At 48.1% G+C, this 26,549-nt stretch carries 29 protein-coding genes; all 29 read left to right on the top strand.

The window, feature by feature from the left end; all coding sequences use genetic code 11:
- Positions 1 to 156: 156 nt before the first annotated feature.
- The 29 genes from sucC (at position 157) to fliR (ending at position 26,529) form a co-directional block, all read left to right on the top strand.
- On the top strand, positions 157 to 1,314 hold the full coding sequence (gene sucC / locus MHI45_RS04595) for an ADP-forming succinate--CoA ligase subunit beta (RefSeq protein WP_076110113.1): 1,158 nt from the start codon (positions 157 to 159) through the stop codon (positions 1,312 to 1,314).
- Positions 1,315 to 1,380: 66 nt separating this feature from the next.
- Complete coding sequence (sucD, locus tag MHI45_RS04590) at positions 1,381 to 2,310, top strand: succinate--CoA ligase subunit alpha (RefSeq protein WP_038593560.1); 930 nt, start codon at positions 1,381 to 1,383, stop codon at positions 2,308 to 2,310.
- Between the two features lie 228 nt (positions 2,311 to 2,538).
- Positions 2,539 to 3,657, top strand: coding sequence for a DNA-processing protein DprA (dprA, locus tag MHI45_RS04585; protein ID WP_076110112.1), 1,119 nt, complete (start codon positions 2,539 to 2,541; stop codon positions 3,655 to 3,657).
- Between the two features lie 99 nt (positions 3,658 to 3,756).
- Complete coding sequence (gene topA, locus MHI45_RS04580) at positions 3,757 to 5,853, top strand: type I DNA topoisomerase (protein WP_076110111.1); 2,097 nt, start codon at positions 3,757 to 3,759, stop codon at positions 5,851 to 5,853.
- 24 nt (positions 5,854 to 5,877) lie between these two features.
- A complete protein-coding gene (gene trmFO / locus MHI45_RS04575) occupies positions 5,878 to 7,236 on the top strand; it encodes an FADH(2)-oxidizing methylenetetrahydrofolate--tRNA-(uracil(54)-C(5))-methyltransferase TrmFO (RefSeq protein WP_076110110.1) in 1,359 nt (452 codons plus the stop codon).
- Between the two features lie 131 nt (positions 7,237 to 7,367).
- On the top strand, positions 7,368 to 7,910 hold the full coding sequence (gene hslV, locus MHI45_RS04570; protein WP_341118909.1) for an ATP-dependent protease subunit HslV: 543 nt from the start codon (positions 7,368 to 7,370) through the stop codon (positions 7,908 to 7,910).
- 33 nt (positions 7,911 to 7,943) lie between these two features.
- Complete coding sequence (gene hslU / locus MHI45_RS04565) at positions 7,944 to 9,344, top strand: ATP-dependent protease ATPase subunit HslU (RefSeq protein WP_076110109.1); 1,401 nt, start codon at positions 7,944 to 7,946, stop codon at positions 9,342 to 9,344.
- 379 nt (positions 9,345 to 9,723) lie between these two features.
- Positions 9,724 to 10,131 carry a flagellar basal body rod protein FlgB gene (gene flgB, locus MHI45_RS04560; protein ID WP_076110108.1) on the top strand — a complete coding sequence of 136 codons (408 nt, stop codon included), beginning with the start codon at positions 9,724 to 9,726 and terminating at the stop codon, positions 10,129 to 10,131.
- Between the two features lie 6 nt (positions 10,132 to 10,137).
- On the top strand, positions 10,138 to 10,584 hold the full coding sequence (gene flgC / locus MHI45_RS04555; protein ID WP_038593540.1) for a flagellar basal body rod protein FlgC: 447 nt from the start codon (positions 10,138 to 10,140) through the stop codon (positions 10,582 to 10,584).
- A gap of 30 nt (positions 10,585 to 10,614) precedes the next feature.
- Positions 10,615 to 10,923 (top strand): flagellar hook-basal body complex protein FliE, encoded by a 309-nt coding sequence (gene fliE / locus MHI45_RS04550; RefSeq protein ID WP_076110107.1) that lies wholly within the window; start codon positions 10,615 to 10,617, stop codon positions 10,921 to 10,923.
- A 35-nt stretch (positions 10,924 to 10,958) separates the two neighbouring features.
- Entirely contained in the window at positions 10,959 to 12,548 is a 1,590-nt protein-coding gene (fliF, locus tag MHI45_RS04545; RefSeq protein WP_076110106.1) for a flagellar basal-body MS-ring/collar protein FliF, read from the top strand.
- Positions 12,549 to 12,552: 4 nt separating this feature from the next.
- Entirely contained in the window at positions 12,553 to 13,569 is a 1,017-nt protein-coding gene (gene fliG, locus MHI45_RS04540; RefSeq protein WP_038593531.1) for a flagellar motor switch protein FliG, read from the top strand.
- The gene (locus MHI45_RS04535) at positions 13,562 to 14,416 is read left to right on the top strand and encodes a FliH/SctL family protein (protein WP_076110105.1); all 855 of its coding nucleotides are present in this window, start codon (positions 13,562 to 13,564) and stop codon (positions 14,414 to 14,416) included. Before fliG ends, MHI45_RS04535 begins: the two co-directional genes overlap by 8 nt.
- A complete protein-coding gene (gene fliI, locus MHI45_RS04530; protein ID WP_038600094.1) occupies positions 14,409 to 15,722 on the top strand; it encodes a flagellar protein export ATPase FliI in 1,314 nt (437 codons plus the stop codon). The genes MHI45_RS04535 and fliI overlap by 8 nt, the downstream gene beginning before the upstream one ends.
- Before the next feature lie 6 nt (positions 15,723 to 15,728).
- Positions 15,729 to 16,172 carry a flagellar export protein FliJ gene (gene fliJ, locus MHI45_RS04525; protein WP_038593525.1) on the top strand — a complete coding sequence of 148 codons (444 nt, stop codon included), beginning with the start codon at positions 15,729 to 15,731 and terminating at the stop codon, positions 16,170 to 16,172.
- An 18-nt stretch (positions 16,173 to 16,190) separates the two neighbouring features.
- On the top strand, positions 16,191 to 17,138 hold the full coding sequence (locus MHI45_RS04520; RefSeq protein ID WP_256718079.1) for a MotE family protein: 948 nt from the start codon (positions 16,191 to 16,193) through the stop codon (positions 17,136 to 17,138).
- Positions 17,139 to 17,161: 23 nt separating this feature from the next.
- On the top strand, positions 17,162 to 18,796 hold the full coding sequence (locus MHI45_RS04515; protein WP_076110104.1) for a flagellar hook-length control protein FliK: 1,635 nt from the start codon (positions 17,162 to 17,164) through the stop codon (positions 18,794 to 18,796).
- 27 nt (positions 18,797 to 18,823) lie between these two features.
- Positions 18,824 to 19,315 carry a flagellar hook assembly protein FlgD gene (gene flgD, locus MHI45_RS04510; RefSeq protein WP_083675551.1) on the top strand — a complete coding sequence of 164 codons (492 nt, stop codon included), beginning with the start codon at positions 18,824 to 18,826 and terminating at the stop codon, positions 19,313 to 19,315.
- Positions 19,312 to 19,695, top strand: a complete 384-nt coding sequence (locus MHI45_RS04505; RefSeq protein ID WP_076110103.1) for a TIGR02530 family flagellar biosynthesis protein — start codon at positions 19,312 to 19,314, stop codon at positions 19,693 to 19,695. The genes flgD and MHI45_RS04505 overlap by 4 nt, the downstream gene beginning before the upstream one ends.
- Positions 19,696 to 19,818: 123 nt before the next feature.
- On the top strand, positions 19,819 to 20,637 hold the full coding sequence (flgG, locus tag MHI45_RS04500) for a flagellar basal body rod protein FlgG (protein WP_076110102.1): 819 nt from the start codon (positions 19,819 to 19,821) through the stop codon (positions 20,635 to 20,637).
- Positions 20,638 to 20,721: 84 nt separating this feature from the next.
- Entirely contained in the window at positions 20,722 to 20,946 is a 225-nt protein-coding gene (locus MHI45_RS04495) for a flagellar FlbD family protein (protein WP_038593507.1), read from the top strand.
- Complete coding sequence (locus tag MHI45_RS04490; protein ID WP_038593503.1) at positions 20,943 to 21,410, top strand: flagellar basal body-associated FliL family protein; 468 nt, start codon at positions 20,943 to 20,945, stop codon at positions 21,408 to 21,410. The genes MHI45_RS04495 and MHI45_RS04490 overlap by 4 nt, the downstream gene beginning before the upstream one ends.
- 39 nt (positions 21,411 to 21,449) lie before the next feature.
- A complete protein-coding gene (gene fliM, locus MHI45_RS04485) occupies positions 21,450 to 22,448 on the top strand; it encodes a flagellar motor switch protein FliM (protein ID WP_341118908.1) in 999 nt (332 codons plus the stop codon).
- Positions 22,438 to 23,748 (top strand): flagellar motor switch phosphatase FliY, encoded by a 1,311-nt coding sequence (gene fliY, locus MHI45_RS04480; protein ID WP_076110100.1) that lies wholly within the window; start codon positions 22,438 to 22,440, stop codon positions 23,746 to 23,748. Before fliM ends, fliY begins: the two co-directional genes overlap by 11 nt.
- 26 nt (positions 23,749 to 23,774) lie before the next feature.
- On the top strand, positions 23,775 to 24,140 hold the full coding sequence (locus MHI45_RS04475) for a response regulator (RefSeq protein ID WP_019910416.1): 366 nt from the start codon (positions 23,775 to 23,777) through the stop codon (positions 24,138 to 24,140).
- 9 nt (positions 24,141 to 24,149) lie between these two features.
- On the top strand, positions 24,150 to 24,677 hold the full coding sequence (locus MHI45_RS04470; RefSeq protein WP_038593494.1) for a flagellar biosynthetic protein FliO: 528 nt from the start codon (positions 24,150 to 24,152) through the stop codon (positions 24,675 to 24,677).
- Positions 24,674 to 25,441, top strand: a complete 768-nt coding sequence (gene fliP / locus MHI45_RS04465; protein ID WP_076110099.1) for a flagellar type III secretion system pore protein FliP — start codon at positions 24,674 to 24,676, stop codon at positions 25,439 to 25,441. Before MHI45_RS04470 ends, fliP begins: the two co-directional genes overlap by 4 nt.
- 22 nt (positions 25,442 to 25,463) lie before the next feature.
- On the top strand, positions 25,464 to 25,733 hold the full coding sequence (gene fliQ / locus MHI45_RS04460; RefSeq protein ID WP_038593488.1) for a flagellar biosynthesis protein FliQ: 270 nt from the start codon (positions 25,464 to 25,466) through the stop codon (positions 25,731 to 25,733).
- 10 nt (positions 25,734 to 25,743) lie between these two features.
- Positions 25,744 to 26,529, top strand: coding sequence for a flagellar biosynthetic protein FliR (gene fliR / locus MHI45_RS04455; RefSeq protein WP_038600090.1), 786 nt, complete (start codon positions 25,744 to 25,746; stop codon positions 26,527 to 26,529).
- The last annotated feature ends 20 nt before the right edge of the window (positions 26,530 to 26,549 follow it).

Raw genomic sequence — 26,549 nt, 5'->3', positions numbered from 1 at the left:
CATGCCGTTTCTATTAGATGCGGTTAGGTTTTCTGCTTGTGCCGGAATATGTAGCAATAAACCGGTCTGGACCCGGCTTTGGACAATCAAAACGGAAAGCGGAATGGCTGCAGGCTGCCTGTTTAAGCCACCGCAACACTTTAGGAGGCTTCCGGTATGAATATCCACGAGTATCAGGGAAAAGAAGTACTTAAGAAGTACGGCGTAGCCGTACCGAACGGAAAAGTAGCTTATACAGTGGAGGAAGCAGTAGAAGCTGCAGTATCGCTGGGTACACCGGTAGTGGTTGTAAAAGCGCAGATTCATGCAGGCGGACGCGGAAAAGCCGGCGGTGTTAAGGTAGCGAAGTCGCTTGACGAAGTCCGGTCTTATGCCGGAGAGATTCTTGGCAAGACACTGGTAACCCATCAAACCGGTCCTGAAGGCAAGGTTGTAAAGCGGCTGCTGATTGAAGAAGGCTGCCAGATTATGAAAGAATATTACATTGGAATCGTGGTGGACCGTGGCTCCGGCCGGGTGGTCATGATGGCTTCTGAAGAAGGCGGCACGGAAATTGAGGAGGTAGCGGCCACTCATCCGGAAAAGATTTTCAAGGAAATCATTGATCCTGCGGTAGGCTTGCAGACTTTCCAGGCCCGCAAACTGGCGTACAGCATTGCTATTCCGACAGAACTGGTAAATAAGGCTGTCAAGTTCATGCAAGCGCTATATTTGGCTTTTGTGGATAAGGATTGCTCCATTGCGGAGATTAATCCGCTGGTCGTTACAGCTGACGGGAATGTGATGGCTCTGGATGCCAAGCTTAATTTTGACTCTAACGCATTGTTTCGGCATAAGGATATTCTGGAGCTGCGGGACCTTGATGAAGAGGACGGGAAGGAAATTGAAGCCTCGAAATACGATCTCAGTTATATTGCCCTTGACGGCAACATCGGCTGTATGGTCAATGGCGCGGGACTTGCGATGGCTACAATGGATATCATTAAATATTACGGCGGCGAACCGGCCAATTTCCTGGACGTAGGGGGCGGTGCGACGACCGAAAAGGTTACCGAAGCTTTTAAAATCATTTTGTCTGATGATAAAGTGAACGGGATTTTCGTCAATATATTCGGTGGAATTATGCGCTGCGACGTTATCGCCACAGGTGTCGTGGAAGCGGCCCGGCAGCTTGGTCTGACCAAACCGCTCGTCGTGCGTCTTGAGGGAACCAATGTAGCACTGGGCAAGCAGATTCTTGCCGGTTCCGGACTGAATATCGTTGCTGCCGATTCCATGGCGGATGGTGCCCGGAAAATTGTTGCTCTTGTGTAATCGCGGCTGGGCCTTTGAGCGCCAGTGCTCGTATTCGACAAACTAAGTAGGGATGTGACCTAAAACATGAGCATTCTTGTAGATAAAAATACGAAAGTCATCACGCAGGGCATAACAGGTTCGACGGGCTTGTTCCATACCAAGGGAGCGCTGGATTACGGCACGCAAATGGTGGGCGGGGTTACACCGGGCAAAGGCGGCACGACGGTGAACATCACGCTGGAGAACGGCAGTGAGGTCAGCCTTCCTGTATTTGATACGGTGATAGCAGCCAAGGCAGCGACCGGGGCAACTGCGAGTGTAATCTATGTGCCACCGGCGTTTGCTGCCGATTCCATTATGGAAGCAGTGGATGCAGGGCTGGAACTGGTCATTTGCATTACAGAAGGCATCCCGGTACTGGATATGGTGAAAGTATCGCGTTACATGGAAGGTCGTTCTACGGTTCTGATTGGTCCGAACTGTCCGGGTGTGATCACACCGGGAGAGTGTAAAATCGGCATTATGCCGGGCTACATCCATACTCCGGGGTACGTAGGGGTTGTCTCACGCAGCGGAACTCTGACCTATGAGGCGGTGCATCAACTAACTGAGCGCGGCATCGGCCAGTCTTCGGCAGTAGGGATAGGCGGAGATCCGGTTAAAGGATCGGAGTTTATTGATATTCTCAAGCTTTTTAATGAGGATCCGGGAACCAAGGCGGTCATTATGATCGGAGAAATCGGCGGTACTGCGGAGGAAGAAGCTGCTGTATGGATCAAGGAAAATATGACCAAACCGGTAGTTGGGTTCATCGGTGGGGTTACTGCACCTCCAGGCAAACGAATGGGCCATGCAGGTGCGATTATTTCCGGAGGAAAAGGGACGGCCAGCGAAAAAATTGCCGTGCTGGAATCCTGCGGTATTAAGGTGGCTCCTACTCCGGCAGAAATGGGCTCTACACTTGTAAGTGTGCTGGAAGAGCGCGGCATTCTGAGCGCTTTTACCGGAAGCTAAGTTTCTACTATTATATTTATCAGCATACGTATGTTCTTTAGCAGGGCATCGTGTATAATATGTTCAAAGGTAAGCAACCTTTTGTTCCTGTTCATGGGGATAAAAGGTTGCTTTTTTTGCGTTCAAATCTGCTGACGTATAGACGTTTAAGGAACTGTAACTTGCATTTCTGACACAGGTATCACAAAATAGGGAAGGCTGACCTTCCTCACGAGGGAGAATGTGCATATGGATTCGCGATATTTGTTGTTTGGATTAAATGAAGTGGAAGGCATCGGCTGGAAGAGTATCGACAAAATTCGTCGAGCGGGTATGTTGACGGATTTGGCTTTTACCTGTGGTGCCGGTGATTGGGAACGTGTCGGAATCAGCGGGAAAATGTCGCAGCGTCTCGAAGCGGTATATACTTCCGAGTGGATTCACCGTCGTCACATTCTAATGAAAGAAAGCGGAGTAGAAATGGTAACTCTTCTCGACGAGGAGTATCCCGGGCTCCTGAAAGAGACGCCGCAGCCCCCATGGGTGCTCTACTATCGTGGCAGCCTCGCCCTGGCCTCCCGCCCGGCGATTGCCATGGTTGGTACCCGTGTGCCTACGGCATATGGCCGTAAGATGGGGGAGATGCTCTCAGAGCAGCTAAGCGGGGCAGGCCTTACTGTAGTGAGCGGACTGGCCCGGGGAATCGACAGTGTATGCCATGAAGCGGCCCTGCGTGGATGCGGGAGTACGATTGCGGTGGTCGCGACGGGACTGGATAAGGTCTATCCCTTAGAGAACCGGGAACTAGAACATCAAATCGCACAGGATGGACTTGTAATCAGCGAATATCCGATTGGCACTAAAAGCCACCCAGGCTTGTTTCCACAGCGCAACCGGATTATTGCCGGCCTTGCCCTTGGGACGGTGGTCGTAGAGGCGGACAGCCGCAGTGGCTCGCTAATTACTGCCGATGCCGCCCTGGAGGCTGGTAGAGATGTTTTTGCCGTGCCGGGTCCAGTGACTTCACCCAAAAGCCGGGGTGCGAACGACCTGATCAAACAAGGGGCAAAATTAGTGACCGGCGCTCACGACATCGTGGAAGAATACATATCCTATCTGCCTGTAAAGTCGGTGGAACAGAGAGAGAAAGAGCTCTTTAACCCGGAAAACGGAGACAAGCTGGCAGAAAAGAAATTGACAAGTGAGGAGTCTCACCTATACCATATACTGCATCAAGGCCCATTTACGTTGGATGAGCTGTTGGGTAGAACGAGATGGGATTTTGGACATTTGCATTCAGTTCTGTTATCTTTAATCATAAAAAAAGCGGTAACACAATTACCGGGTGCAATTTATAAGGTAATTTAATATAGAAGAGATTGTGTTAAGCGTATGCTTTCGGATTCAGATATGCCCGAAGCAGTTCCAGGAAGCTTATGCTTACAAAACTTTTAGGAGGAACAACCTATGGCGGATGCATTAGTTATCGTCGAATCGCCTGCAAAAGCGAAGACCATCGGCAAATATTTAGGCAGTAAATATATCGTAAAGGCCTCAATGGGACATATCAGAGATTTGCCAAAGAGCCAGATTGGCGTGGAAGTAGAGAATGATTTCAGTCCCAAATATATCACGATCCGCGGAAAGGGTTCCATATTGAAGGAACTCAAAGACGCCAGCAAAAAAGTGAAAAAAGTCTATCTGGCGGCTGACCCGGACCGTGAAGGTGAAGCCATTGCCTGGCATCTGGCGCATGCGCTGGATTTGGATAATACCGAGGAGTGCCGTGTTGTCTTTAATGAAATCACCAAACAAGCCGTAAAGGATGCTTTTAAGACACCCCGCAAAATCAACATGGATCTTGTGAACGCACAGCAGGCCCGGCGGATTCTTGACCGCCTTGTCGGTTACAAGATTAGCCCACTATTATGGAAGAAAGTCAAAAAAGGCCTGTCGGCCGGACGGGTTCAATCGGTTGCAGTCAAGATCATTATGGACCGGGAGAATGAAATTTCCGCTTTCGTCCCTACTGAATATTGGAGCATCACCGCAAAGCTCGGCATTCGTGACTCCAGTTTTGAAGCGAAGTTTCATAAGCTGAATGGAGTGAAAAAAGAGCTGGGCCAGGAAAGCGATGTTCAGGAAGTTCTGGAAGCTATCAAGAACGCCGCTTTCAAAGTAAATGAAGTGAAAGAGAAGGAGAGGCAGCGCCACCCTTCTGCACCGTTTACGACAAGTTCACTGCAGCAGGAAGCTGCACGTAAACTGGGCTTTCGTGCAGCCAAGACGATGTCCGTGGCACAGCAGCTCTATGAAGGTGTGGAGCTGGGCAAAGAAGGCACCGTCGGTTTAATTACCTACATGCGTACTGACTCCACCCGGCTGTCCACAACGGCACAGGATGAAGCCAAGGAACTGATTGGGGCAAAATACGGTGAGAAGTTTGTTCCGGAGTCGCCTCGCCAGTATTCCAAAAAAGCCGCAGGCTCGCAGGACGCGCATGAAGCGATCCGCCCTACTTCAGCATTCCGCGAGCCGGAGACCGTCAAAGAATATATGAGCCGCGATCAATTCCGCTTGTATAAGCTGATCTGGGAGCGTTTTGTATCCAGTCAAATGGCTTCTGCGCTCTTGGATACGCTCTCCGTGGATATCGCCGCAGGCGATGCTGTCTTTAGAGCCGTAGGCTCGAAGGTTTCTTTCCCGGGCTTTATGAAGGTTTATGTAGAAGGTAATGATGATGGAACAACAGATGAAGAGAAGTTTCTGCCTCCGCTCAAAGCCGGAGATGATCTGACTAAACAGGACATTGAACCCAAACAGCATTTCACACAGCCTCCACCGCGTTATACAGAAGCACGTCTTGTTAAGACGCTGGAAGAGCTGGGTATTGGGCGTCCAAGTACCTATGCACCAACGCTGGAAACGATCCAGAAGCGTGGTTATGTGGCTATCGAAGAGAAGAAATTTATGCCTACTGAACTTGGTGAGCTGATTATAGAGCAGATGGAGGAGTTTTTCCCCGAAATTCTCGATGTGGAATTTACAGCACATATGGAGGGGGATCTTGACCATGTAGAAGAAGGCGCGGAGGATTGGGTGAAGGTACTTGCCCAATTTTACGAATCTTTCGAGAAGCGGCTAATCTTTGCGGAAGAAGAAATGAAAGAGATCGAGATTGAAGATGAGGTCTCCGACGAACTCTGCGAGAAATGCGGTAAGCCGATGGTTTACAAGCTGGGGCGTTTCGGGAAATTTCTGGCATGCTCAGGATTTCCGGATTGCCGTAATACCAAGCCGATTGTGAAGGATATCGGAGTAAACTGTCCGAAATGTCATGAAGGCAAGGTTGTAGAGCGGCGCAGCAAAAAGGGACGCGTCTTCTACGGGTGCGATCAGTATCCAGGCTGTGATTTTGTTTCCTGGGATAGACCATCCATTAAACCATGCCCTGTATGCAATTCCTGGATGGTTGAGAAGCGCAACAAACAAGGGACCAAGCTGCAATGCACCTCGTGCGATCATACAGAGGCCGTGTTGGACAACGAAGAATTAGCAGAATAATAGTCGCTACAGGAGGAAAGGAAATTGACAGAAACAGCTAAAGTAACAGTAATAGGCGCCGGTCTTGCCGGCAGTGAGGCCGCATGGCAGATCGCTTCGAGCGGAGTGCCGGTCAGACTATATGAAATGAGACCTGTTGTAAAGACGCCTGCGCATCATACGGATCAGTTTGCTGAACTGGTATGCAGCAACTCCCTGCGTGCAAACGGACTCGGCAATGCCGTAGGTGTATTGAAGGAAGAAATGCGGCGGTTGAATTCGCTGGTCCTGGGTGCCGCAGACCGGCATGCGGTTCCTGCCGGCGGCGCACTTGCCGTAGACCGGGACGGATTTTCGGGTGAAATTACTTCGACGCTGCACAATCATCCTTTGGTGGAAGTCATAAATGAAGAACTTACGCATATACCGGAGGAAGGGATTGTCGTTATCGCGACTGGTCCGCTGACTTCTCCGGCTTTGTCTGCTGAGATTAAAGCGCTGCTCGGTGAAGAGTATTTCTACTTCTATGACGCTGCAGCGCCGATTGTGGAGAAAGACACCATCGACATGAGCAAGGTGTATTTGGCCTCCCGTTACGACAAAGGGGAAGCAGCCTATCTTAACTGTCCGATGACGGAAGAGGAATTTGATGTTTTTTATGATGCGCTGATCTTGGCCGAGACCGCAGCACTTAAAGATTTTGAGAAAGAGATTTACTTTGAAGGCTGTATGCCGATTGAAATCATGATGAAGCGCGGCAAGCAAACGGCATTGTTCGGCCCAATGAAGCCGGTAGGACTCATGAATCCCCACACTGGAAAATTGCCTCATGCAGTAGTGCAGCTGCGTCAGGATAATGCTGCAGGTACACTATACAACCTGGTTGGATTCCAGACCCATCTTAAGTGGGGGGAGCAGAAACGTGTCTTTTCGCTGATACCGGGTCTTGAAAATGCGGAATATGTCCGTTATGGCGTAATGCACCGCAATACTTTTATTAATTCTCCCAAACTGCTGCATCCCACATATCAGATGAAAGGCAAGGAAAGATTGTTTTTTGCCGGACAGATGACAGGTGTCGAAGGTTATGTGGAATCGGCTGCTTCCGGAATGATCGCCGGAATTAACGCGGCCAGAGCTGCACTTGGCGAGGAAGGCTTGATCTTCCCGGAGGACAGTGTGCTGGGCAGCATGCCTGCTTACATCACTTCCGCGGATCCGGAACATTTCCAGCCAATGAATGCCAACTTCGGCCTGCTTCCTAAGCTTGAGAAGAAAATCCGCAGCAAGAAGGAAAAAAATGAATTTCTGGCTCACCGTGCACTGGACAGTATTGCCGGTTTCGCTGCCCGCACAGGACTTCCCTACACAGAACCGGAGATCACTGAACCAAGCCCGTCATAAACAAGGGTGTGTTAAGCCGTTCTTTTGCAAGTGGCATCCCACAAAACTTAAGGTATATGCTTTCGAAGCCAGTTTTGTTCGAAGGGATTCAAGGTGCGAAGCTCACAAAACTTTTAGGAGGTTGCAAAATCATGTTACCCAGCTTTCATGCGACTACAATTTGTGCGGTTAGACATAATGGCCATGCGGCAATAGCCGGCGATGGTCAGGTTACTTTTGGAGAAAGTGTCATCATGAAGACGACGGCTAAAAAAGTCCGCTGCCTGTACAGAGGACAAGTAATCGCTGGCTTTGCGGGTTCCGTGGCCGATGCGATTACTTTATTCGAGAAGTTTGAAGGCAAGCTGGAGGAGCATCACGGCAATCTGCAGCGGGCAGCTGTGGAACTGGCCAAGGATTGGCGCCAGGACCGCATCCTGCGCAAGCTGGAAGCCTTAATGATTGTGATGGATAAAGAGGGGATGCTGCTGATCTCCGGTAACGGTGAAATCATCGAACCGGATGATGATGTGTTGGCCATTGGCTCCGGAGGCAACTTTGCACTGGCGTCAGGACGTGCGCTGAAACGCCATGCTCCGAATTTAGAAGCTGCCGAAATTGCCAGGGAAGCACTGCAAATCGCTTCCGAGATTTGTGTATATACCAATTCCAATATTATTGTTGAACAATTATAGGCACGGCGCCGCAGAAAGAGGGAGGAAGTCATAATGGGTAATCAATCGCTTACACCGCGTCAAATCGTAGCAGAACTCGATAAGTATATCGTTGGCCAGAAGCAGGCAAAAAAATCGGTGGCAGTTGCACTACGTAACCGTTACCGCCGCAGTCTGCTTGCTGAAGAGCTGCGGGATGAAGTTGTTCCAAAGAACATTCTGATGATCGGTCCTACTGGGGTAGGGAAGACTGAGATCGCCCGCCGGCTTGCCAAGCTTGTAAATGCCCCGTTCATCAAAGTAGAGGCTACCAAGTTTACCGAGGTTGGTTATGTGGGGCGCGACGTGGAATCTATGGTCCGCGATTTGGTGGAGACCGCCATCCGTATGGTTAAGCTTGAGCGGACAGAGAAGGTGAAAGACCGGGCTGAGGAACTGGCAAATGAGCGGATCGTCTCGATTCTCGTTCCGTCTACTTCCAAAAACAAGTCACAGCGGAATCCCTTCGAAATGATTTTCGGCGGCAATAACGCAAGCTCCGAAGATACAAAGGAAGAGCCCGAGGATGGTTCGCTCAGCGAACGCCGGCGTGGTGTCAAATTCAAACTGCTGGCAGGACAGCTGGAAGACGACATCATTGAAATCGACGTGGAGGATACCGCCCCTACGATGCTGGATATGTTTGCCGGGCAAGGCAATGACCAGATGGGAATGAACATGCAGGAAATGTTCGGCAGTCTACTGCCCAAGCGGACCAAAAAACGCAAGCTGCCGGTCAAGGAAGCACGCAAAGTGCTGATCCAGGATGAAGCGGCCAAGCTGATTGACATGGACGACGTCATTCAGGAATCCGTGTCCCGTGCCGAGCAGTCCGGTATTATTTTTATCGATGAAATCGATAAGGTTGCCAGCCAGGGCAAAGGTTCTGGACCAGATGTTTCCCGTGAAGGGGTGCAGCGTGATATATTGCCTATCGTTGAAGGGTCTACGGTGATGACTAAATACGGACCTGTGAAGACGGATTATGTTCTGTTTATGGCAGCGGGAGCCTTTCATATTGCGAAACCTTCCGACCTTATCCCTGAGCTTCAGGGGCGATTCCCGATTCGTGTGGAGTTGAGCAGTCTTACACTGGAGGATTTCGTCTCCATATTGACTGAACCGGAGAATGCGCTGACGAAACAATATGTTAATTTGCTCAGGACGGAAAATATTGAAATTCAGTTCCAGCCGGACGCGATCCAGGAAATCGCCAAAATCGCAGCCTCTGTGAACCAGAACATGGAAAATATAGGTGCGCGTCGTTTGCATACCATTCTCGAGAAACTGCTGGAAGACCTATCTTTTGAAGCTCCTGAATTGACTCTCGAAACAATGGTAATCACTCCGGAATATGTTCGTGAAAAACTGTCAGAAATCGCACAAGACCGCGATTTAAGCCAGTATATCCTCTAATCCGACAGCCTCCAAAATTACTTCAAATTAGGTATATGGAAGTAGTGACATGACAAAAGTCGGTGGAAATCAACCTTTTTATGTCACTAAATGCTAAATAAAGTTAGATATTGGAACGAAAAAGGTAAATAATTGAAAAACCATGCTTTAAGCCCTCTCTTTTCAGAAAAGATAGGGCTTATTTCTTATTGTAATAATATACAATTTCTAAGAGAATCAATGTATATGAGATTGACATTTTAAATCTTCATCGACAGCTTTCGACCTGTGTGCTATAAATAAAAGTTAAAAATTTAGCTTTATTTGTCGAAAGTAGCAGGATTTCGGAAGAAGTTGTGGAATTCTTTTCATTATGATAGCTTTGGAAGGGGGGATTTGCATGGGTTTGCTAAACAATGTCAGTTTTCAAAGACTACAGGCAGGCATTGATGCCGCCAATAAACGACAAAGTGTTTTGGCCAACAATGTGGCAAATAACGACACACCGAATTTCAAACGCTCCGACGTTTCTTTTGAAAGTTTGCTTAGGCAACAGGAAAGTGGACTGAAGTCAACGCTTAACGCGAAGATATCGGATTCCCGCCATTTCCAATTCGGATCGGCTACAGCCGTTCCGTCTGCAGTAGTCACTACAGACCACACCACCTCGATGAACAACAATGATAATAATGTGGATATGGAACGCGAGATGGCGTTAAGCGCCGAGAATCAGCTTCGGTACAACTCTTATGTACATCTGTTAAACAGTGATATCACTAAAATGCGCACAGCAGTTGAGGGGAGGTAGCAAATAGTGAATTTTGGTAGCAGCTTTGGAATAAGCGCTTCAGCTTTAACCGCTCAGCGGCTGCGGATGGATGTAATATCCTCCAACATTGCCAACGCTGAAACAACCAGAGCCTCTGTAGTGGACGGCAAAGCCGTACCTTACCGGAGAAAGCTGGTGGTGCTGGAGACAGCCGAGAACAAAAGCTTTTCCAACATATTGAATGCTAAGATGAATGGTGAAAGCGAAGGGGTTAAGGTACAGTCGATTATTGATGATGCCTCACCTATGAAGCCGGTATACAACCCCAGCCATCCTGATGCGGATGCCGAAGGTTATGTGTATATGCCTAACGTAGATGTTACGAAGGAAATGGTAGATATGCTGTCTTCCTACCGTTCCTATGAAGCTAATGTTACGATGCTAAACGCGTCCAAGGCTATGGTAAGCAAAGCGCTTGAAATTGGTCGGTAATTTTGAAATGACATCTTAGGAGGAAAACAGTTGATACAGAATTTAACTATTGGAACCCAAGCTGTTCAACCGCTTGCTATGAAGCCAGTAGCTACAGAGTCAGAAGCGGTTAGCGGTTCCAAACAAAGCTTTGGTTCTTATCTGCAGGATGCACTTAATCAAGTGGCAGAGCAAGAGCAATATTCCAAGGAAATGAGTAATAAATTCGTATTGGGAGAAGTCAACATTGATGAGGCTTTGATTTCTTCCCAGCAGGCATTGCTGAGTTTGCAGCTGACTACACAAGTCCGGAACAAAGTGATCGAAGCCTATCAGGAAATTATGAGAACTCAAATCTAAATAATCCTTAGCTTAGTTTCGGATGGGGTGACACTGTGAATGAACGATTGGCCCAGTACCGGGAAAAAATCACCCAGTATTGGAACAGATTTAGCGCTAAACAGAAGATTCTATTTTTTTCTACATTGTTTATCATTATTTTAATAATCGTAGTTTTGACCATGCAGCTTTCGAAGACGGAATATGAAGTGGCATTTCAAGATCTGGACAGCACGGACTCCGCCGGAGTCATGACTTACCTGGATACAAAAGGAATTTCATACCGTTTAAGTCCGGATGGACACAGCATATCCGTACCAAGCACAGAGGCCGCTCGCATTAAAGTTGATATTGGCTCGCAGGGAATCGTGCAGGGAGGTTCCATCGGGTATAAAGTGTTTGACGAATCTTCGTCGATGATCGGTACGACGGACAGTGAGTTTGATGTTAAATACAACAATGCTTTAAATGGTGAAGTGGAACAGCTGATGAGACGGATGCAGGGAATCAAGGATGCTAAGGTACTGATTAATTTGCCCAAAGAGACGGTCTTTGCCGCTCAAGAGGGTCAGGAGCAGGCTTCGGCTTCCGTTGTACTTTCCTTTGATCCAGGATTTAGACCATCACAGGACAATATTGACGGTTATTTCAACCTTGTAAAGACTGCAGTGCCGAATTTGCCGATTGACAACATCACGATTGCAAATAACGAGATCGAGTTGATGCCGACAGCTAAAGGCGGACAGGCAGGGGTTACCAACCAGGTTGAAGAAAACTTTGCTCTTCAAAAGAAATTTGAAGAAGAAGTTAAGAAAAATGTGAAACAGTTCCTAACTACGCTCACAGGACCAGATAAAGTCGATGTCCTTGTCTTCTCTAAGTTAAATTTTGACAAAGAGAACCGGAAAGAAGATCTTGTTACTCCGGTAGATACAGAGAATATGAAAGGGATTGAAATCAGTTCGCAGATTATCAGCAATTCCTATTCGGGGCAAGGAAATACTACCGGAGGCGTTGCGGGTACGGGCTCAGAAGATGTCTCAGGTTATCCATCTGGAACTAATACAGGCACTTCTACATCTGAAGAATCATCAGAGACCCGAAACTACGAAGTGAACCGGATCACCAAGGATATTATCGCTAGCCCGTATACTGTAAAAGATTTAACCATAAATGTTGCGGTTGAACCACCTACAGGACAAAATATTTTGGATGATAATACTTCAGCAGCAATTAAGAATATTCTGACCAATATTGTAAGAGCTACTCTAGCAGATTCAGGAGTCACTTATACAGACGCAGATTTGACCAAAAAAGTTTCGGTATACTCGCAACAATTTGGAGATACAGCTGCTGATACAGGGTCGGGCGGACTTGCTACGTGGATGATTTGGGCCATTGCTGCGGCAGCATTGCTGGTCGGCGCAGGCGGGGGATACTTCATTTACCGCAGCCGCAAGAAGACAGAAGAAGAAGAAGTGGAAGAAGACATTCCGCTGCAGGTTCCTACCGAGTTTCCTTCTATTAACTTGGAGAGCGTGACGAATGAAAGTCAGGTTCGCAAGCAGTTGGAAAGTCTGGCGAAGAAAAAGCCGGATGAATTCGTAAACTTGTTGCGTACATGGCTTGCAGACGAACAGAGGTGAACTAATGGCAAAAGCTAGCCAGCAGGGTCTCAGCGGCCGTCAAAAAGCGGCGATCCTGCTTATCACACTAGGCCCTGAGGTATCAGCGCAAATATTCAAACATCTAAGAGACGAGGAGATTGAACAACTGACTCTGGAGATAGCCAATGTCCGTAAGGTGGATAGCGGCGAGAAAGAGTCAATCATGTCCGAGTTTCACCAAATATGCCTCGCTCAGGAATATATCTCTCAAGGCGGTATTAACTACGCCAAGGAGATTCTGGAGAAAGCGCTTGGTTCAACCAAGGCTATGGAGGTCATTAACCGCCTGACGGCAACGCTGCAAGTTAGACCTTTTGATTTTGCACGCAAAGCTGATCCGCATCAAATATTAAACTTTATCCAGAATGAAAATGTACAAACTATTGCCCTTGTATTATCTTATCTGCAGTTTGAACAGGCAGCTTCCATTCTTTCTTCGTTACCACAAGAGAAGCAGGCTGAAGTTGCGAGAAGAATCGCGATTATGGATAGTACTTCACCTGAGGTTGTCACGCAAATCGAACGCGTACTGGAGCAGAAACTTTCTGCAACAGTAACGCAGGATTATACGAATGCAGGCGGTATCGAATCTATCGTACAGATCCTGAACGGTGTTGACCGGGGGACGGAACGTACGATTCTGGATTCCCTGGAAATACAGGATCCGGAGCTGGCCGAAGAGATCAAAAAACGGATGTTCGTATTCGAGGATATTGTCAATGTCGACAACCGTTCCATCCAGCGCATTATCAAAGATATCGAGAATGCGGATTTGCAGCTTGCACTCAAAGTGGCCAGCGAAGAAGTGCGCGATGTTATTTTCCGCAACATGTCCAAACGGATGGCCGAAAGCTTCCGCGAGGAAATGGAATATATGGGTCCGGTGCGGTTGCGTGATGTTGAGGAAGCACAGACCCGCATTGTAGGCACGATCCGCAGACTCGAAGAGTCAGGTGAAATTATCATCGCCCGTGGTGGAGGAGATGACATCATTGTCTAAGCTGATTAAACATTCTCAATATGTTCCCGTAGATGTGCTTAAGCGGCTGGAACAAGCCAGGCACCATGCAGGGCTTGTTGTAGAGCCGGCTCACGAAGAAACAGCAGCAGCAGGAGAGGTTCAATATCAGGACCCGGCCCGTGAAGAGGCAGAGCAAGCACGCAAGCAAATGCTGAAGGACGCCCAGGAGTTCGCTGAAGGACAGGTCCGGAACGCATCGCAGGAAGCTGAGAATATTGTGGAATCGGCACGGAATGAAGCTGAGGAATGGTGGCGGCAGCGCAGGGAGCAGGATGAGCATCTTATAGAAGCTATTAAGGCCGAGGCGTTTCAGCAAGGTTACCAGGAAGGCGTCACACAGGCTGAACAGGATATGGTGCAAAAGCTTGCGGAGATGATGGAAGAAGCACGTAATGTTCTTCAAGAAGCATACCGCGGGAGAGACGTCATTATTCAGGAAGCTGAGCCTTTCCTGGTGGAGCTTAGCTGCAGTATCGCCGAGAAAATTGTGGACAAGCAGCTGACGGTTGAGCCGCAGTTCGCACTGGATCTGATCCGCAAGAATCTGGCCCGTAAACGTGAGCAGGGACTTATCTCCCTCTGCGTTTCACCTGCGCAGTTCGCTTTCGTCAATGCGGCCAGGGAAGAATTGGCGCTGGCGGTGGATTCGCAGGCCGAACTGCAAATCCTGCCTGATTCCACGGTCAAGGATCTTGGATGTGTGATCCGCTCTTCCTTCGGCAGTATTGATGCACGAATCGACACTCAGCTTGCAGAAATCAAGAAAGAGCTGGTTCGAATCGCATTGGACACCGAGGAGCACAGAAATGGGGAAGACGATGCTTGACAGTGGGCGATATAAAGAACAGCTGCGTAATTTCGACCCTGTAAGAATTAACGGGAAGGTTACCCAGGTGATCGGGCTGATGGTTGAGTCAGAAGGGCCGGATGCCAGCATCGGTGATGTCTGCTACATCTATCCTTCCAAAGGCAATAAGCCGCTGCAAGCTGAAGTTGTAGGCTTCCGCGATAATAAAGTGCTGCTGATGCCTCTTGGAGAATTGCAGGCGATAGGCCCCGGTTGTGATGTTGTTGGTACAGGCAAACCGTTGAGCGTTCAGGTTGGTTCCGAACTGCTTGGTAAGGTGCTCGATGGATTGGGCCAGCCGCTTGACGGCTCATTGATTCCGGCCCGGATGCCGCATAGCTCAACCTTCAATATTCCGTCCAATCCGCTGAATCGTCCCCGGGTGCATGAGCCCATCAGTATTGGCGTCCGGGCGATCGACGGTCTGCTTACGATCGGCAAAGGTCAGCGGGTAGGGATTTTTGCAGGGTCCGGCGTTGGTAAGAGTACTCTAATGGGCATGATCGCCCGCAATACTTCGGCGGACGTGAATGTGATTGCCCTTATCGGTGAGCGGGGCAGGGAAGTGCTGGATTTCATTGAACGTGATTTAGGGCCGGAAGGTCTGCAGCGCTCGGTAGTTATTGTTGCCACATCCGACCAGCCGGCACTCATACGGATCAAAGGTGCGCTGATCGCCACAACGATTGCTGAATATTTCCGCGACCGGGGACTGAATGTGATGCTGATGATGGATTCGGTAACACGTTACGCCATGGCACAGCGCGAAGTAGGGCTGGCGGTAGGCGAACCTCCTGCAATGAGAGGTTACACCCCTTCCGTATTTGCCAGTCTGCCCAAGCTGCTGGAACGGGCGGGAACAGGGCCAACGGGTTCCATTACCGCTTTTTACACAGTGCTGGTGGATGGTGACGATATGAATGAACCCATCGCCGATGCTGTGCGGGGTATACTCGACGGACATATTGTGCTCAACCGGAATATCGCGAATAAAGGTCACTTTCCTGCAATTGATGTACTGGCCAGCATCAGTCGTGTAATGAAGGATATTGCTCCCGAGGAGCAAATTGACGCGGCCGAGAATGTAAAACGACTTATGGCGGTATATAAGGATTCAGAGGACTTGATCAATATCGGTGCCTATCAGAGAGGCTCCAATGCCCAGATTGATGAGTCGATGCATTATATCGACAGCATCTGGGATTTCACGAAACAGAAAGTTAACGAAAAAGTGACGCTGGCCGAGGTTCAACAATCATTAATTTCACAGTTCTCGAGGAGTTGATCAGCAGTGAGGTTCCATTATACTTTTCAAAAAGTTGTGGACTTGAAAGGCAACGAAAAAACACAGGCAGAGTGGATGCTTTCAAGTGCGCTCGGAGAATTGCAAGCCCAGGAAAAAAGTCTTGATGAATTAATCTCTCAGCGCAGCACACTGATGCTGTCCCTGCAAAGTGCAGCCGAACAAAAGACACCGATGGCCAAGATTCGAGAGATGCAGGATTACATGGATTATCTGGATACCTGTATCGCCCGCAAGCATTTGGATATCCGCCGGGCTCATGTAGAGGTGCAGCATAAGCAGGATCATCTTAGCACTAAGGTCCTTGATGAGAAGGTTTGGCTGAAAGCCAAAGACAAGGCTCAGACTATATTTCAGCAGAATATGATTTTACGGGAACAAAACGAACTGGATGAGATGGCTACCGTCCGCTTCGCGATGAAATCCCTCTAACCCGGGAGGTTTCCGCTAGTGGCTAACAATGATATGGAATTTGAAAATGAAGAGTCAGCAGGTAAATTCGAGCGGTTTTTGTTCTTAATGATTCCGATCATATTCACTCTCGTACTGCTTGGTGTGTTGTTGACTCTATTTAATATGGATATCCGCAACAACGTGCTGGCAATCGGAAACAAGATCCCTTTTATCGAAAAAGTGATTCCTGATCCTCCCGCCGAACCGGGGAGCGAGACTGCCACTGATCCTGAAGCGCAAAGCGAAGAGCAGGAGGCAAGTTCGGAAACAACGATCAAAAAACTGAAGGCCCAGGTTGCTGAGCAGGCCAAACAGCTGCAGCAGGTGACCGAAGAAAAAACGACTCAGGAAACCCAGGTTCAGGCGCTCCAAAAGCAGATTGACGGTATGAAGGAAGAAGCTGCAGCTGCGGAGGTTGCTCCTGAGGAGACGGAAGATCCGTATGAAGTGAAGGTCGCTGAATTAGCCAAGCTGTATGCGGGAATGAAAGCCTCCAAGGCAGCTCCGATTATGGAGAATTTAACTACTGAAGAAATGGTTCAAGTGTTCAGCGCCATGAGTAAAGCCAGCAAAACAGCGATTCTGGAAAAAATGGATCCTAAAAAGGCTGCAGATGTCTCGATTAAGCTAAAAGAAACGACAGATTCTACCGATATGGCTATTGCAGCCCTTCAATCGAGGTTGAAGCAGAATGAGGCTAGTGTGGCCACAACAACTTCAACCGCTAATCTCAATAAGGACAAGCTCAGCCAGACATTCACGTCTATGCCTGCGACGGAAGCGGCAACCTTGCTTGGTTCAATGTACAGTATTAGCCCTGATAAGGTGATTACGATATTGAACACGGTGAGTGACAGTGTAAGATCCTCGATCTTAGGCGAGATGACGAAGAAAAACAGCGCTCAAACTGCCAAAATTGTAAATCGGCTGATGGGTGGTAAATAACACTTGAAAGGAGGTGAAAAATAATGAGTTTAGTCGTTCCATCACTTTCTGGCGGTAACCTGACAACATCGGCAGGAACTTCTTCTGCTGCAACCGGAGCAGCTTCAGCCCTTGGTGGAGCAACTGCTGCAAACGGAACAACAACGGCAATGCCTTTTGCCCAGACTCTAGTTCAGAGTATGACTGGAGGAACTGCAAAGGAAACAGAGACGCCTTTACTGGGCAATCTGGCTTCATTGCTGCAGGGTTTGCTGAATAGCGCAAGCTCGACGGGGGAAGAAGCTGGTCAATCGCTGGGCGGTAAGGCTGCAGAAAGTTCCGAGAGCTCTAAGCAGCTGGAAGGGCTTTTGCAGGATATTGAGAAGCTGGATGACAATATCAGCACTGACCCTGCTTTGCTCGCTGCCCTGCAAGGCTGGCTGATTCAGGTATCGGCACTGCTGTCCGGCAGTAACAACCCTGCTGAGACTGGTGCAGCAAACATGGACATTGACCCTGCATCGGGCTTATCTCCGCTTGCCCAGAACTCAGAGACTGTGCGTTTTGTTGTTCAGGATGACCTTACTAGTCTAGTGAATCTGATTCAGCAGTCGTCCGTTACCGGGAATGAAAAAAATGCGGCCGAGGGTATTGAGTTGTTGAACGAGTTCACGGTCATTATGGCCCAAGCTGCCGTTTCTGAGAGTAAACTTAAGTCAAAACCAGTTATCCATGCGGAGGCATCAGCCGTAGAAAATAACGTTATTGCTAAAGAGTTAACTCGGGCAGAAACTTCTATACCGGATAATAAGGCAAAAACGGTAGAGGCAACAATCCTTAGCAATACTCCTGCTGTGACTTTGAAACAACAGGCTGCTGCTGAGAATAACAAGCTTGTATTTCATTTCGAAGCTAAGGCACCTGTACAAACTGTCGGCAATGCCGCTGCCACAACTGCTGCTAACGTTGAGAGTGCAGATCCGCTTACGCCTGTAACAAATATAGGTGCTGCTGAGGCAGAGTTGATCACAACACCGGCCTCCAAGACCGGAGCGGAGGTTAAACCAGCCGGAACCTTAGAAGAAGCTTTGCCCGAGATCAATGGGACTGCAGATGAGAATAATGTCGTGACTGCAGGACAATTGTCGCTTAGAGGCGGTATTACAGCACCGCTGAAGGCAGCAACAGTCCAAGTACCCGTTCATCAATTTGCTCAAGAAATGGACACAATGATCACGGGGAAACTAGAAATTCTAAAAAAAGGCGGGGTAGCTGAAGCTACAATCACGCTTTTTCCGGAAAATTTGGGACAAGTAGATGTTAAGATTACGATGCAAAACGGCAATTTGATTGCCCAGTTCTTGACTGAGCATTCCGGAGCCAAAGATATGCTTGAGCAGCAGATGAGTCAATTGCGCAGCGCATTACAGTCTCAAGGACTTCAGGTCGAGAAATTGGAAGTTTCGCAGAATTCAGCGCTTCTTTCCCAGTTCAACGGGCAGCAGGGACGTCAATCGGCTTCCGGAGGGCAACAGCAGGATGGTCGCTCCAAGGAACGCCGTGAGGAAATTGCTGATGCGGTACTTGCCGCAGAGCTTAATGGGGAATGGAAGGATTGGGTAGCAAACGGCCAGGAGGATATCCGTAACGAAGGCGGAGGCTTCTCAGCCAAAGCTTAATTTTTGAAAAAAGTGAGGTGAAATGAAATGGAATCAACGACTCCGATAACGACTACCAAAGATCAATGGAATTATGTAGTTCCTGACAGCAGCAAGAAAACAACAGGCAGCTCCGTCCTGGGCAAGGATCAGTTCTTGAAAATCCTCATGACTCAATTGCAGAATCAGGATCCCACGCAGCCTATGGAGGATAAAGAATTTATCGCCCAGATGGCTCAATTCTCATCGGTAGAGCAACTTATGAATATTTCGACCCAAATGACGGCTATGAGTCAGTCGCTTGGTTCGGTCTCCGGATTGATCGGAAAGGATATCACCTGGACTGATACGGAAACCAAACTTCCAAAGACAGGCAATGTAGAATCCATCGTTGTCAATAAAGGTGTGCAATATGCAGTTGTAGGCACTGAGCGAATTGCTTTAACTGACATTACACAAATCCAGAATGCAGCATCTAAAGTGGAAACTGTGAGCGACAAGACTCAAGACGACGCAGGGGAGAGCGGGGGGGCAATATGAGCGACAGGTTGACTATAGGACAACTGTATCCCTCAAGTGTACATCCGCAGGCTCTACAGCGACAGCAGGCAGCAAAGAATACGGTCAAAACAGAAGCTTCATTTGAAAGTGTGCTTCAGCGGAATTTACTGAAATTCAGCAATCATGCCGCGAAACGACTGGAGCAACGGGGGATTGAACTTGGAACCCGTCAATTGGATGAGATCTCTTCGGCAGTGGATAAAGCTGCAGCCAAGGGTAGCAAAGAATCCTTGATATTAATGAAGGATATGGCTCTAATCGTCAGTGTGCCTAACCGTACTGTAGTCACGGCTATGGATGGAAGCTCTATGAAGGACAATGTGTTCACACAAATTGATAGTGCAGTTATTATCTCATAAACCGGCCGGTCCTATCGGGAGAGCCGGAGTAGACGCCGACCGACTGACGTGTCTACAGCTCAATTATGAATTACATTATAAATTATGGGTCAGTTGACTCTATAATCCGGGAGGATATTAATCATGTTAAGATCTATGTATTCAGGTGTTTCAGGTATGCGCGGATTTCAAACCAAGCTGGATGTCATCGGCAATAACATCGCCAATGTGAACACACTCGGTTTCAAATCGGGCCGCGTAATGTTCAAAGACATCATGAGCCAAACCGTATCAGGTGTTACTGCTCCGGTTGAAGGCGGTCAAGGCGGGGTCAATGCGCAGCAGATTGGCCTTGGAGTAAGCATCGGTTCCGTAGACACCATGCATCTGGCGGGCAGTGCCATGACTACCAACAATCCTACCGACCTGCGGATTGACGGAGACGGCTTCTTCGTGGTTAGACTTTCGGATGATCAGGAGACTCCTTTTCTGACCCGTGCAGGTGATTTCCATATGGATGCAGCCCGCAACCTGATCACTTCCGATGGACTGCATGTTCTGAATTCCGATGGCGAGGCTATTCAACTTGCAGCGGAAGTAACGGCGTTCTCAATCTCCAGCGACGGCACCATCGTACAGACGATGGCTGACGGAACAACTGAGCCGGGCGTTAGAATCGGTATGGCTAAAGTAAGCAATCCGCAAGGTTTGGAAAAAATCGGCGGTAATCTGTATCGCATGACATTGAATGCGAATGCCGATGGTGAGCTTGTGATAACGACTCCGAATGATGCGGAAGCAGGTACAGGGAAAATCGTCTCCGGTCAGCTAGAAATGTCCAATGTCGATCTGACGGGTGAGTTTACTGAAATGATCGTAACCCAGCGCGGTTTTCAGGCGAACTCACGGATTATTACAACTTCTGATGAAGTCCTTCAGGAAGTTGTTAACCTCAAGCGTTAATTTTTAAACCATAATCATAAACTTGCTGTATTGTGAAGTCTTGGGGGAGGAACTCCTCCCTCTATTTTTGTTAGGAGGCCTGTTATGATTTCGGTAACAAGATTGAATGGAACGCCAATGTTTTTAAATGCTTTGCTGGTAGAAATGGTAGAGGAAGGCCCGGATACTTACATTACACTGGTAACCGGAAAAAGACTGATCGTGCTTGAAAAAGCCGATGAGGTCATACGTAAGATCCGAGATTATAACAGGGACATAGGCACATATGCTGCCACCATTAAAGTCCAGTCTATGGAGGAGCTCTCATGAAAAAGATGATGCCGTGGCTCATTACAATTTTACTTGCGGTAACACTCATCGTAGTAGCTGCATTTTTACTAATGGATAAGATCTTCCCAAGCGATGCGAATGATGTGAAAGCGGCAGTTCAAAATGTGGAAACCAACAGAATGAGTGCTGATCAAATCGTCGAACTGACGGCGCAAATCACCGATATCAAAACTAATCTTGCCGATCCCGATTACATCCTTTCAGTAGACATCGCGTTCCAATTGGATACAGCGAAGTCCAAGGAAGAATTCGAAAAGATAAAAGCTATTAAGATCACGCCGCTAATTATTAAGGCGATTGCCGATACCAAGCCAGAGGATCTCAATGGTGCTAGCGGCAAAGATCAAATCAGCAGCAAGCTGGTGAATATAATCAACAAGAATTTGACTGAAGGGTCTATAACCCAGATCGAATTCACTAAATTCATTATGGCTTCTATTTAGCTGCTGGCGGGTTTAATTGTTTGATGGGGGGTGATTGAATTGGTTGATGTACTATCACAAAATGAAATTGATGCTCTGCTTGCCGCACTTTCATCCGGTGAAATGGATGCCGACGAACTTAAAAAAGAAGAAACCCAGAAAAAAATCCGCTCTTACGATTTCAAACGGGCCGTGCGCTTCTCGAAAGATCATATCCGCAGCATTACGCGGATTCATGATAACTTTGCCCGCTATCTTACGACGTACTTTTCGGCCCAATTGCGTACCTTTGTGCAGATCAGTGTCGTTCAAGTAGAGCAGCTCCCTTATGATGAGTTCATCCGTTCCATTCCAAAAATGACGATTTTGAATATTTTCGAAGCGGAACCGCTGGAGGGACGAATGGTCATGGAGGTGCATCCGAATATTGCCTTTGCCATGCTTGATAGGCTACTGGGCGGTTTTGGAACGGCACCAAGCAAGATTAATGCACTGACCGAAATTGAAACAACTATCATGGAGAGGATTTTCAGCAGATGTTTTGAAAGTCTACAGGAAGCCTGGAAGACGGTTCTGGATATTAATCCACGGATGGAAGCTCTGGAGACGAACCCGCAGTTCATGCAGATTGTATCACCGAATGAAACGATTGCGCTGATCTCGTTAAGCACCAAAATAGGCGACACTACCGGGATGATCAATCTATGTATCCCTCATGTCGTACTGGAGCCGATTATGACTAGGCTGTCCGTGCACCAATGGTTTGTTTCTGAGAAGAAGGTGCGGGACGAGGTTGAACTTGAATCTATCCGTTCGAGAGTTCACAGGGCGCAGCTGCCTATAGTTGCAGAGCTGGGTGAATCCAGGTTATCCATAGCTGAATTTCTCGGGCTTAGCGTCGGCGACGTAATCTCTCTCAATAAGACCGTGGATTCCGGGCTGTCGATCAAAGTAGGGGACAAGCTGAAATTCATTGGAAGTCCAGGGATGATTAAAGATCGTGTAGCTGTGCAAATAGACGAGATTGTCAGTGAAGGAGCTGAAGAGTTTGACGAGTAAAGACTATTTATCCCAAGAAGAGATCGATGCTCTTCTCAGACAGTCCGCGGAAGGCTCAATGGAACCACAGGAAAAGACAGTTGATGATTACCTGACACCATTTGAGCAGGATGCGCTGGGGGAAATCGGCAATATTACATTTGGCAGTGCAGCGACTGCACTTTCCACTTTGCTGGGTAAGAAGGTTGATATTACGACTCCGCAAGTGTCCATCATTACCCGCGGACAGTTTGAGGAAGCTTTTCCTAAACCTCATGTTGCCGTACATGTACAGTACGTGGATGGTTTTCAAGGCATTAACTCACTGGTAATCAAGATCAGGGATGCGCAAGTCATTGCCGACTTAATGCTTGGCGGTGAAGGAGAACCCAAGGATGAAGAGCTGAATGAAATTCATATCAGCGCCGTGCAGGAAGCAATGAACCAGATGATGGGCTCATCTGCTACCTCCATGTCAACGATCTTCAACCGGTTTGTCAACATCTCGCCTCCGGGAATTGATATCCTGAATATGTCGAGTGGAGAAGGGGTAGGCAGTCTTCCGGATGACGAAACTTTGATTCAAATTTCCTTCCGACTGAAGATTGGGGATCTTATCGACTCCACGATTATGCAGCTTTTGCCGGTTCAGTTCGCCAAGGATATGGTCAGCATGCTGCTCGGTGATGTCAGCCAGGCGGATCAGGAAGCGGCTGTGTCGACAGCAGACAAGTCTGCTGCACCAGCGCCTGCACCTGCACCTGCCCAGGCTCCTGCAGCACCTCCAGCGCAGCAGACGCCGCCTGGACCTGGTGAAGTGCCGCCGCAATATCCGCCTCAGGGAATGCCGCCTTATCCGGGGATGCCTGAAGGAGGCTATTATTATCCACCGGCAGGAATGCCTGCTTATGAAATGCCGGGCGTGCCGCCATATGGAGTACCGCCTCAGGGAATGCCTTACGGACAGGTTCCACCGCAGGCGCCGCCTCTTGGACGCAATGTAAATGTACAGCCTGTTCAATTCGCTAATCTTAGCGCAGGAGCCTTTGGCAATATTGATGAAAATAATTTAAATTTATTGATGGACATACCACTGAGAGTGACCGTAGAATTAGGAAGGACCCAGAAGCAGATCAAAGATATTCTGGAAATGTCGCAAGGTTCGATTATCGAGCTGGACAAGCTGGCTGGTGAGCCTGTTGACATTCTGGTGAACAACAAGCTCATTGCCAAGGGTGAAGTCGTAGTTATCGACGAAAACTTCGGAGTTCGCGTTACGGATATCGTCAGCCAGTGGGACCGAATTCAAAAATTACAATAAGCATACTTAGGGAGGATTTTTTAAAAATGGCTAACCGAATTCTAATCGTGGACGATGCAGCATTTATGAGAATGATGATCCGGGATATTTTGTCAAAGAACGGATTTGAGGTAGTGGGTGAAGCCCAGGACGGTTCGCAGGCTATTGAGAAGTTTAAAGAACTGCGTCCGGATCTGATCACGATGGATATTACCATGCCTGAAATGGACGGAATTGCCGCCCTTAAAGAAATTAAAAAAGTAGATGCCAATGCCAAGGTCATCATGTGTTCAGCCATGGGTCAGCAGGCTATGGTCATTGACGCGATTCAAGCGGGTGCCAAGGACTTTATCGTTAAACCGTTCCAGGCAGACCGTGTTATTGAAGCAATCAACAAAACGCTGGGCGTGTAGGAATCAGACATGCCGGCTAACAGCGAACCGCTGGGAAACAGTAACCCCCTGCTGAATTTGCTCAACGTTATTTTTGTCCTTGCGGCAATCGTCATTCTTATAGTGCTGCTGATCCGTTTTCTTGGCCGCCGCAATCAGACGTTAATGAGCGGGCGCTCCATCCGAACGCTGGGTGCGCTCGGACTGGGCCCCAATAAGTCTGTGCAGATTATTGAAATCGGCGGCAGCCTTTACATGATCGGGGTCGGTGAGAATATATCCATGTTGGATAAAATCACGGACCCGGCGGAAGTGGCACTTATCATTTCTACGTTTGAAGAAGAGTCGTCAGGACAGAACAACTTTCTGGTGCCGCTCATTTCCAAAATCAAAGCCAAGGTGCGCGGTGAGGTTCCATCTCAGGAAATCGAACTTAGTGAAACATCCTCTTTTTATGAGACCCTGCAATCCAAGCTTGCACTTGCACCTGAGCGCAACGAAAAAATGGAAGAGCTTCTCCGGGATGATGCACTTAAAGATGAGTCGAGGGATTTATGAAAAAAAAGCTGATTCTTTCTTTTCTGCTGCTCGGTATGTTCAGTGTTTTGCTTTTGCATCCGATACACGCTGATCCTATACCGAACATTAATATTCAAGTTGGCGACAGTAACGGTTCAAGCAGCGGGGGTACCAGTTCCATCTCTATACTGCTACTTGTGACAGTTCTGAGTGTAGCCCCGGCTTTTCTTGTTCTAATGACCAGCTTTACACGGATCGTCATCGTATTGGGTTTCGTCAGAACCTCACTCGGTACACAGCAGATGCCTCCGAACCAAGTGCTTGTAGGGTTGGCGCTTTTTCTTACTCTCTTCATAATGTCGCCTACACTTGCACAGGTGAATGAAACGGCGCTGCAGCCGTACATGAAAGGTACCTTAACTCAGTCCGAAGCGCTTAATAAAGCAGCCGAACCGATGAAGGAATTCATGTTCAAACAGACGAACACCAAAGATCTGCTTTTGTTTATGAATTACACGGGTAACAATGCCACGGTCAAACCCGCCACGTACAATGATATTCCGTTGACAGTGATGGTGCCGGCTTTTGCCATTGGTGAAATGAAAAAGGCGTTTACAATGGGCTTCATGATTTTTATACCTTTTCTGATCATTGATATTGTAGTTTCGAGTACACTGATGGCCATGGGGATGATGATGTTGCCTCCGGTCATGATTTCATTACCGTTCAAAATAATGCTCTTCGTACTGGTAGACGGCTGGTACTTAGTTGTAAAATCACTGCTGATGAGTTTTAACACCTGACGTATAAGAGGAGGCATAAGGGATGAATACGGAGTTTATTATCGGTCTAGCCGGCCAAGCCGTATATTTGGTGCTGGAAACAAGCGCTCCCATGCTGATTCTTGGTCTGGTGGTAGGACTGATAGTCAGTATTTTCCAAGCTACAACCCAGATTCAGGAGCAGACGCTTGCGTTCGTTCCCAAAATCGTCGCCGTACTGCTCGCATTACTGCTGTTCGGCCCTTGGATCATTACGAAGCTGGTAGACTTCACCAGTCAAATATTGGGCAGTCTCTACATGTATATCGGTTAAGACTATGGATATGGAGACCCTTCTGCAAAGTTTTCCCGTCTTTCTGTTGATTTTTTGTCGAATTTCCGCCTTTTTTGTTGTAATACCAGTGTTTTCTTCTCAGAGTCTACCGGCAACTTTCAAAATCGGATTGTCCTTTTTTGTCGCCTTAGTTGTCTTCAGCTCAAGGGGGACCGGCATTGTTGTTCCGCAGGACCTCACCTACATTTTGCTAGTGGCCAGGGAAGCGTTGATAGGTTTGCTGCTCGGGTTCATCGGCTATCTGATGTTTATGACGATTCAGACGGCCGGGTCCTTCATTGATATTCAAATCGGGTTTGGGATTGCCAACGTCATTGACCCAATGACTGGAGCATCAGCCCCAATCATAGGTAACTTTAAGTACATGATCGCCCTGCTGCTGTTTCTGAGCATGAATGGACATCATTACTTGCTGAATGCGATCGTATACAGCTATAACTGGGTGCCTCTAGACAACGATTTGTTTGTCAAAATGATCAATGGCAGTCTTTCAGAATTTCTGGTCCGCTCTTTTGCCCAATCTTTTATGCTGGCCTTTCAAATGTCGGCACCTTTGGTTACCGCGCTGTTTCTTACGGATATCGGTTTGGCCTTTCTGGCAAGAACCGCTCCGCAATATAATGTATTCGTCATCGGGGTACCGCTCAAAATTATTATAGGTCTTGCGCTGCTTCTTATTCTGATGCCGAGTCTGGCTGCGTTGTTCCAGAATCTCTTCGACATTATGTTTGAGTCCATGCAAAATTTGCTGGGGCTTATGGGGAAGAGTCCTTAGGTGACTGTAAGGAGAGAGTG

The sequence above is a fragment of the Paenibacillus sp. FSL H3-0321 genome, assembly GCF_038002865.1.
Classification (GTDB): domain Bacteria; phylum Bacillota; class Bacilli; order Paenibacillales; family Paenibacillaceae; genus Paenibacillus_AQ.
Note: the sequence above shows the minus strand (reverse complement) of the source record. Positions and strands in the feature narration are given on the sequence as shown.

What these genes read in the sequence shown, in the direction of transcription:
- sucC (WP_076110113.1), top strand. Translation starts at nt 157, where the DNA reads ATGAATATCCACGAGTATCAGGGAAAAGAAGTACTTAAGAAGTACGGC.
- sucD (WP_038593560.1), top strand. Translation starts at nt 1,381, where the DNA reads ATGAGCATTCTTGTAGATAAAAATACGAAAGTCATCACGCAGGGCATA.
- dprA (WP_076110112.1), top strand. Translation starts at nt 2,539, where the DNA reads ATGGATTCGCGATATTTGTTGTTTGGATTAAATGAAGTGGAAGGCATC.
- topA (WP_076110111.1), top strand. Translation starts at nt 3,757, where the DNA reads ATGGCGGATGCATTAGTTATCGTCGAATCGCCTGCAAAAGCGAAGACC.
- hslV (WP_341118909.1), top strand. Translation starts at nt 7,368, where the DNA reads ATGTTACCCAGCTTTCATGCGACTACAATTTGTGCGGTTAGACATAAT.
- hslU (WP_076110109.1), top strand. Translation starts at nt 7,944, where the DNA reads ATGGGTAATCAATCGCTTACACCGCGTCAAATCGTAGCAGAACTCGAT.
- flgB (WP_076110108.1), top strand. Translation starts at nt 9,724, where the DNA reads ATGGGTTTGCTAAACAATGTCAGTTTTCAAAGACTACAGGCAGGCATT.
- fliG (WP_038593531.1), top strand. Translation starts at nt 12,553, where the DNA reads ATGGCAAAAGCTAGCCAGCAGGGTCTCAGCGGCCGTCAAAAAGCGGCG.
- fliI (WP_038600094.1), top strand. Translation starts at nt 14,409, where the DNA reads ATGCTTGACAGTGGGCGATATAAAGAACAGCTGCGTAATTTCGACCCT.
- MHI45_RS04515 (WP_076110104.1), top strand. Translation starts at nt 17,162, where the DNA reads ATGAGTTTAGTCGTTCCATCACTTTCTGGCGGTAACCTGACAACATCG.
- flgD (WP_083675551.1), top strand. Translation starts at nt 18,824, where the DNA reads ATGGAATCAACGACTCCGATAACGACTACCAAAGATCAATGGAATTAT.
- MHI45_RS04505 (WP_076110103.1), top strand. Translation starts at nt 19,312, where the DNA reads ATGAGCGACAGGTTGACTATAGGACAACTGTATCCCTCAAGTGTACAT.
- flgG (WP_076110102.1), top strand. Translation starts at nt 19,819, where the DNA reads ATGTTAAGATCTATGTATTCAGGTGTTTCAGGTATGCGCGGATTTCAA.
- MHI45_RS04495 (WP_038593507.1), top strand. Translation starts at nt 20,722, where the DNA reads ATGATTTCGGTAACAAGATTGAATGGAACGCCAATGTTTTTAAATGCT.
- MHI45_RS04490 (WP_038593503.1), top strand. Translation starts at nt 20,943, where the DNA reads ATGAAAAAGATGATGCCGTGGCTCATTACAATTTTACTTGCGGTAACA.
- MHI45_RS04475 (WP_019910416.1), top strand. Translation starts at nt 23,775, where the DNA reads ATGGCTAACCGAATTCTAATCGTGGACGATGCAGCATTTATGAGAATG.
- MHI45_RS04470 (WP_038593494.1), top strand. Translation starts at nt 24,150, where the DNA reads ATGCCGGCTAACAGCGAACCGCTGGGAAACAGTAACCCCCTGCTGAAT.
- fliP (WP_076110099.1), top strand. Translation starts at nt 24,674, where the DNA reads ATGAAAAAAAAGCTGATTCTTTCTTTTCTGCTGCTCGGTATGTTCAGT.
- fliQ (WP_038593488.1), top strand. Translation starts at nt 25,464, where the DNA reads ATGAATACGGAGTTTATTATCGGTCTAGCCGGCCAAGCCGTATATTTG.
- fliR (WP_038600090.1), top strand. Translation starts at nt 25,744, where the DNA reads ATGGAGACCCTTCTGCAAAGTTTTCCCGTCTTTCTGTTGATTTTTTGT.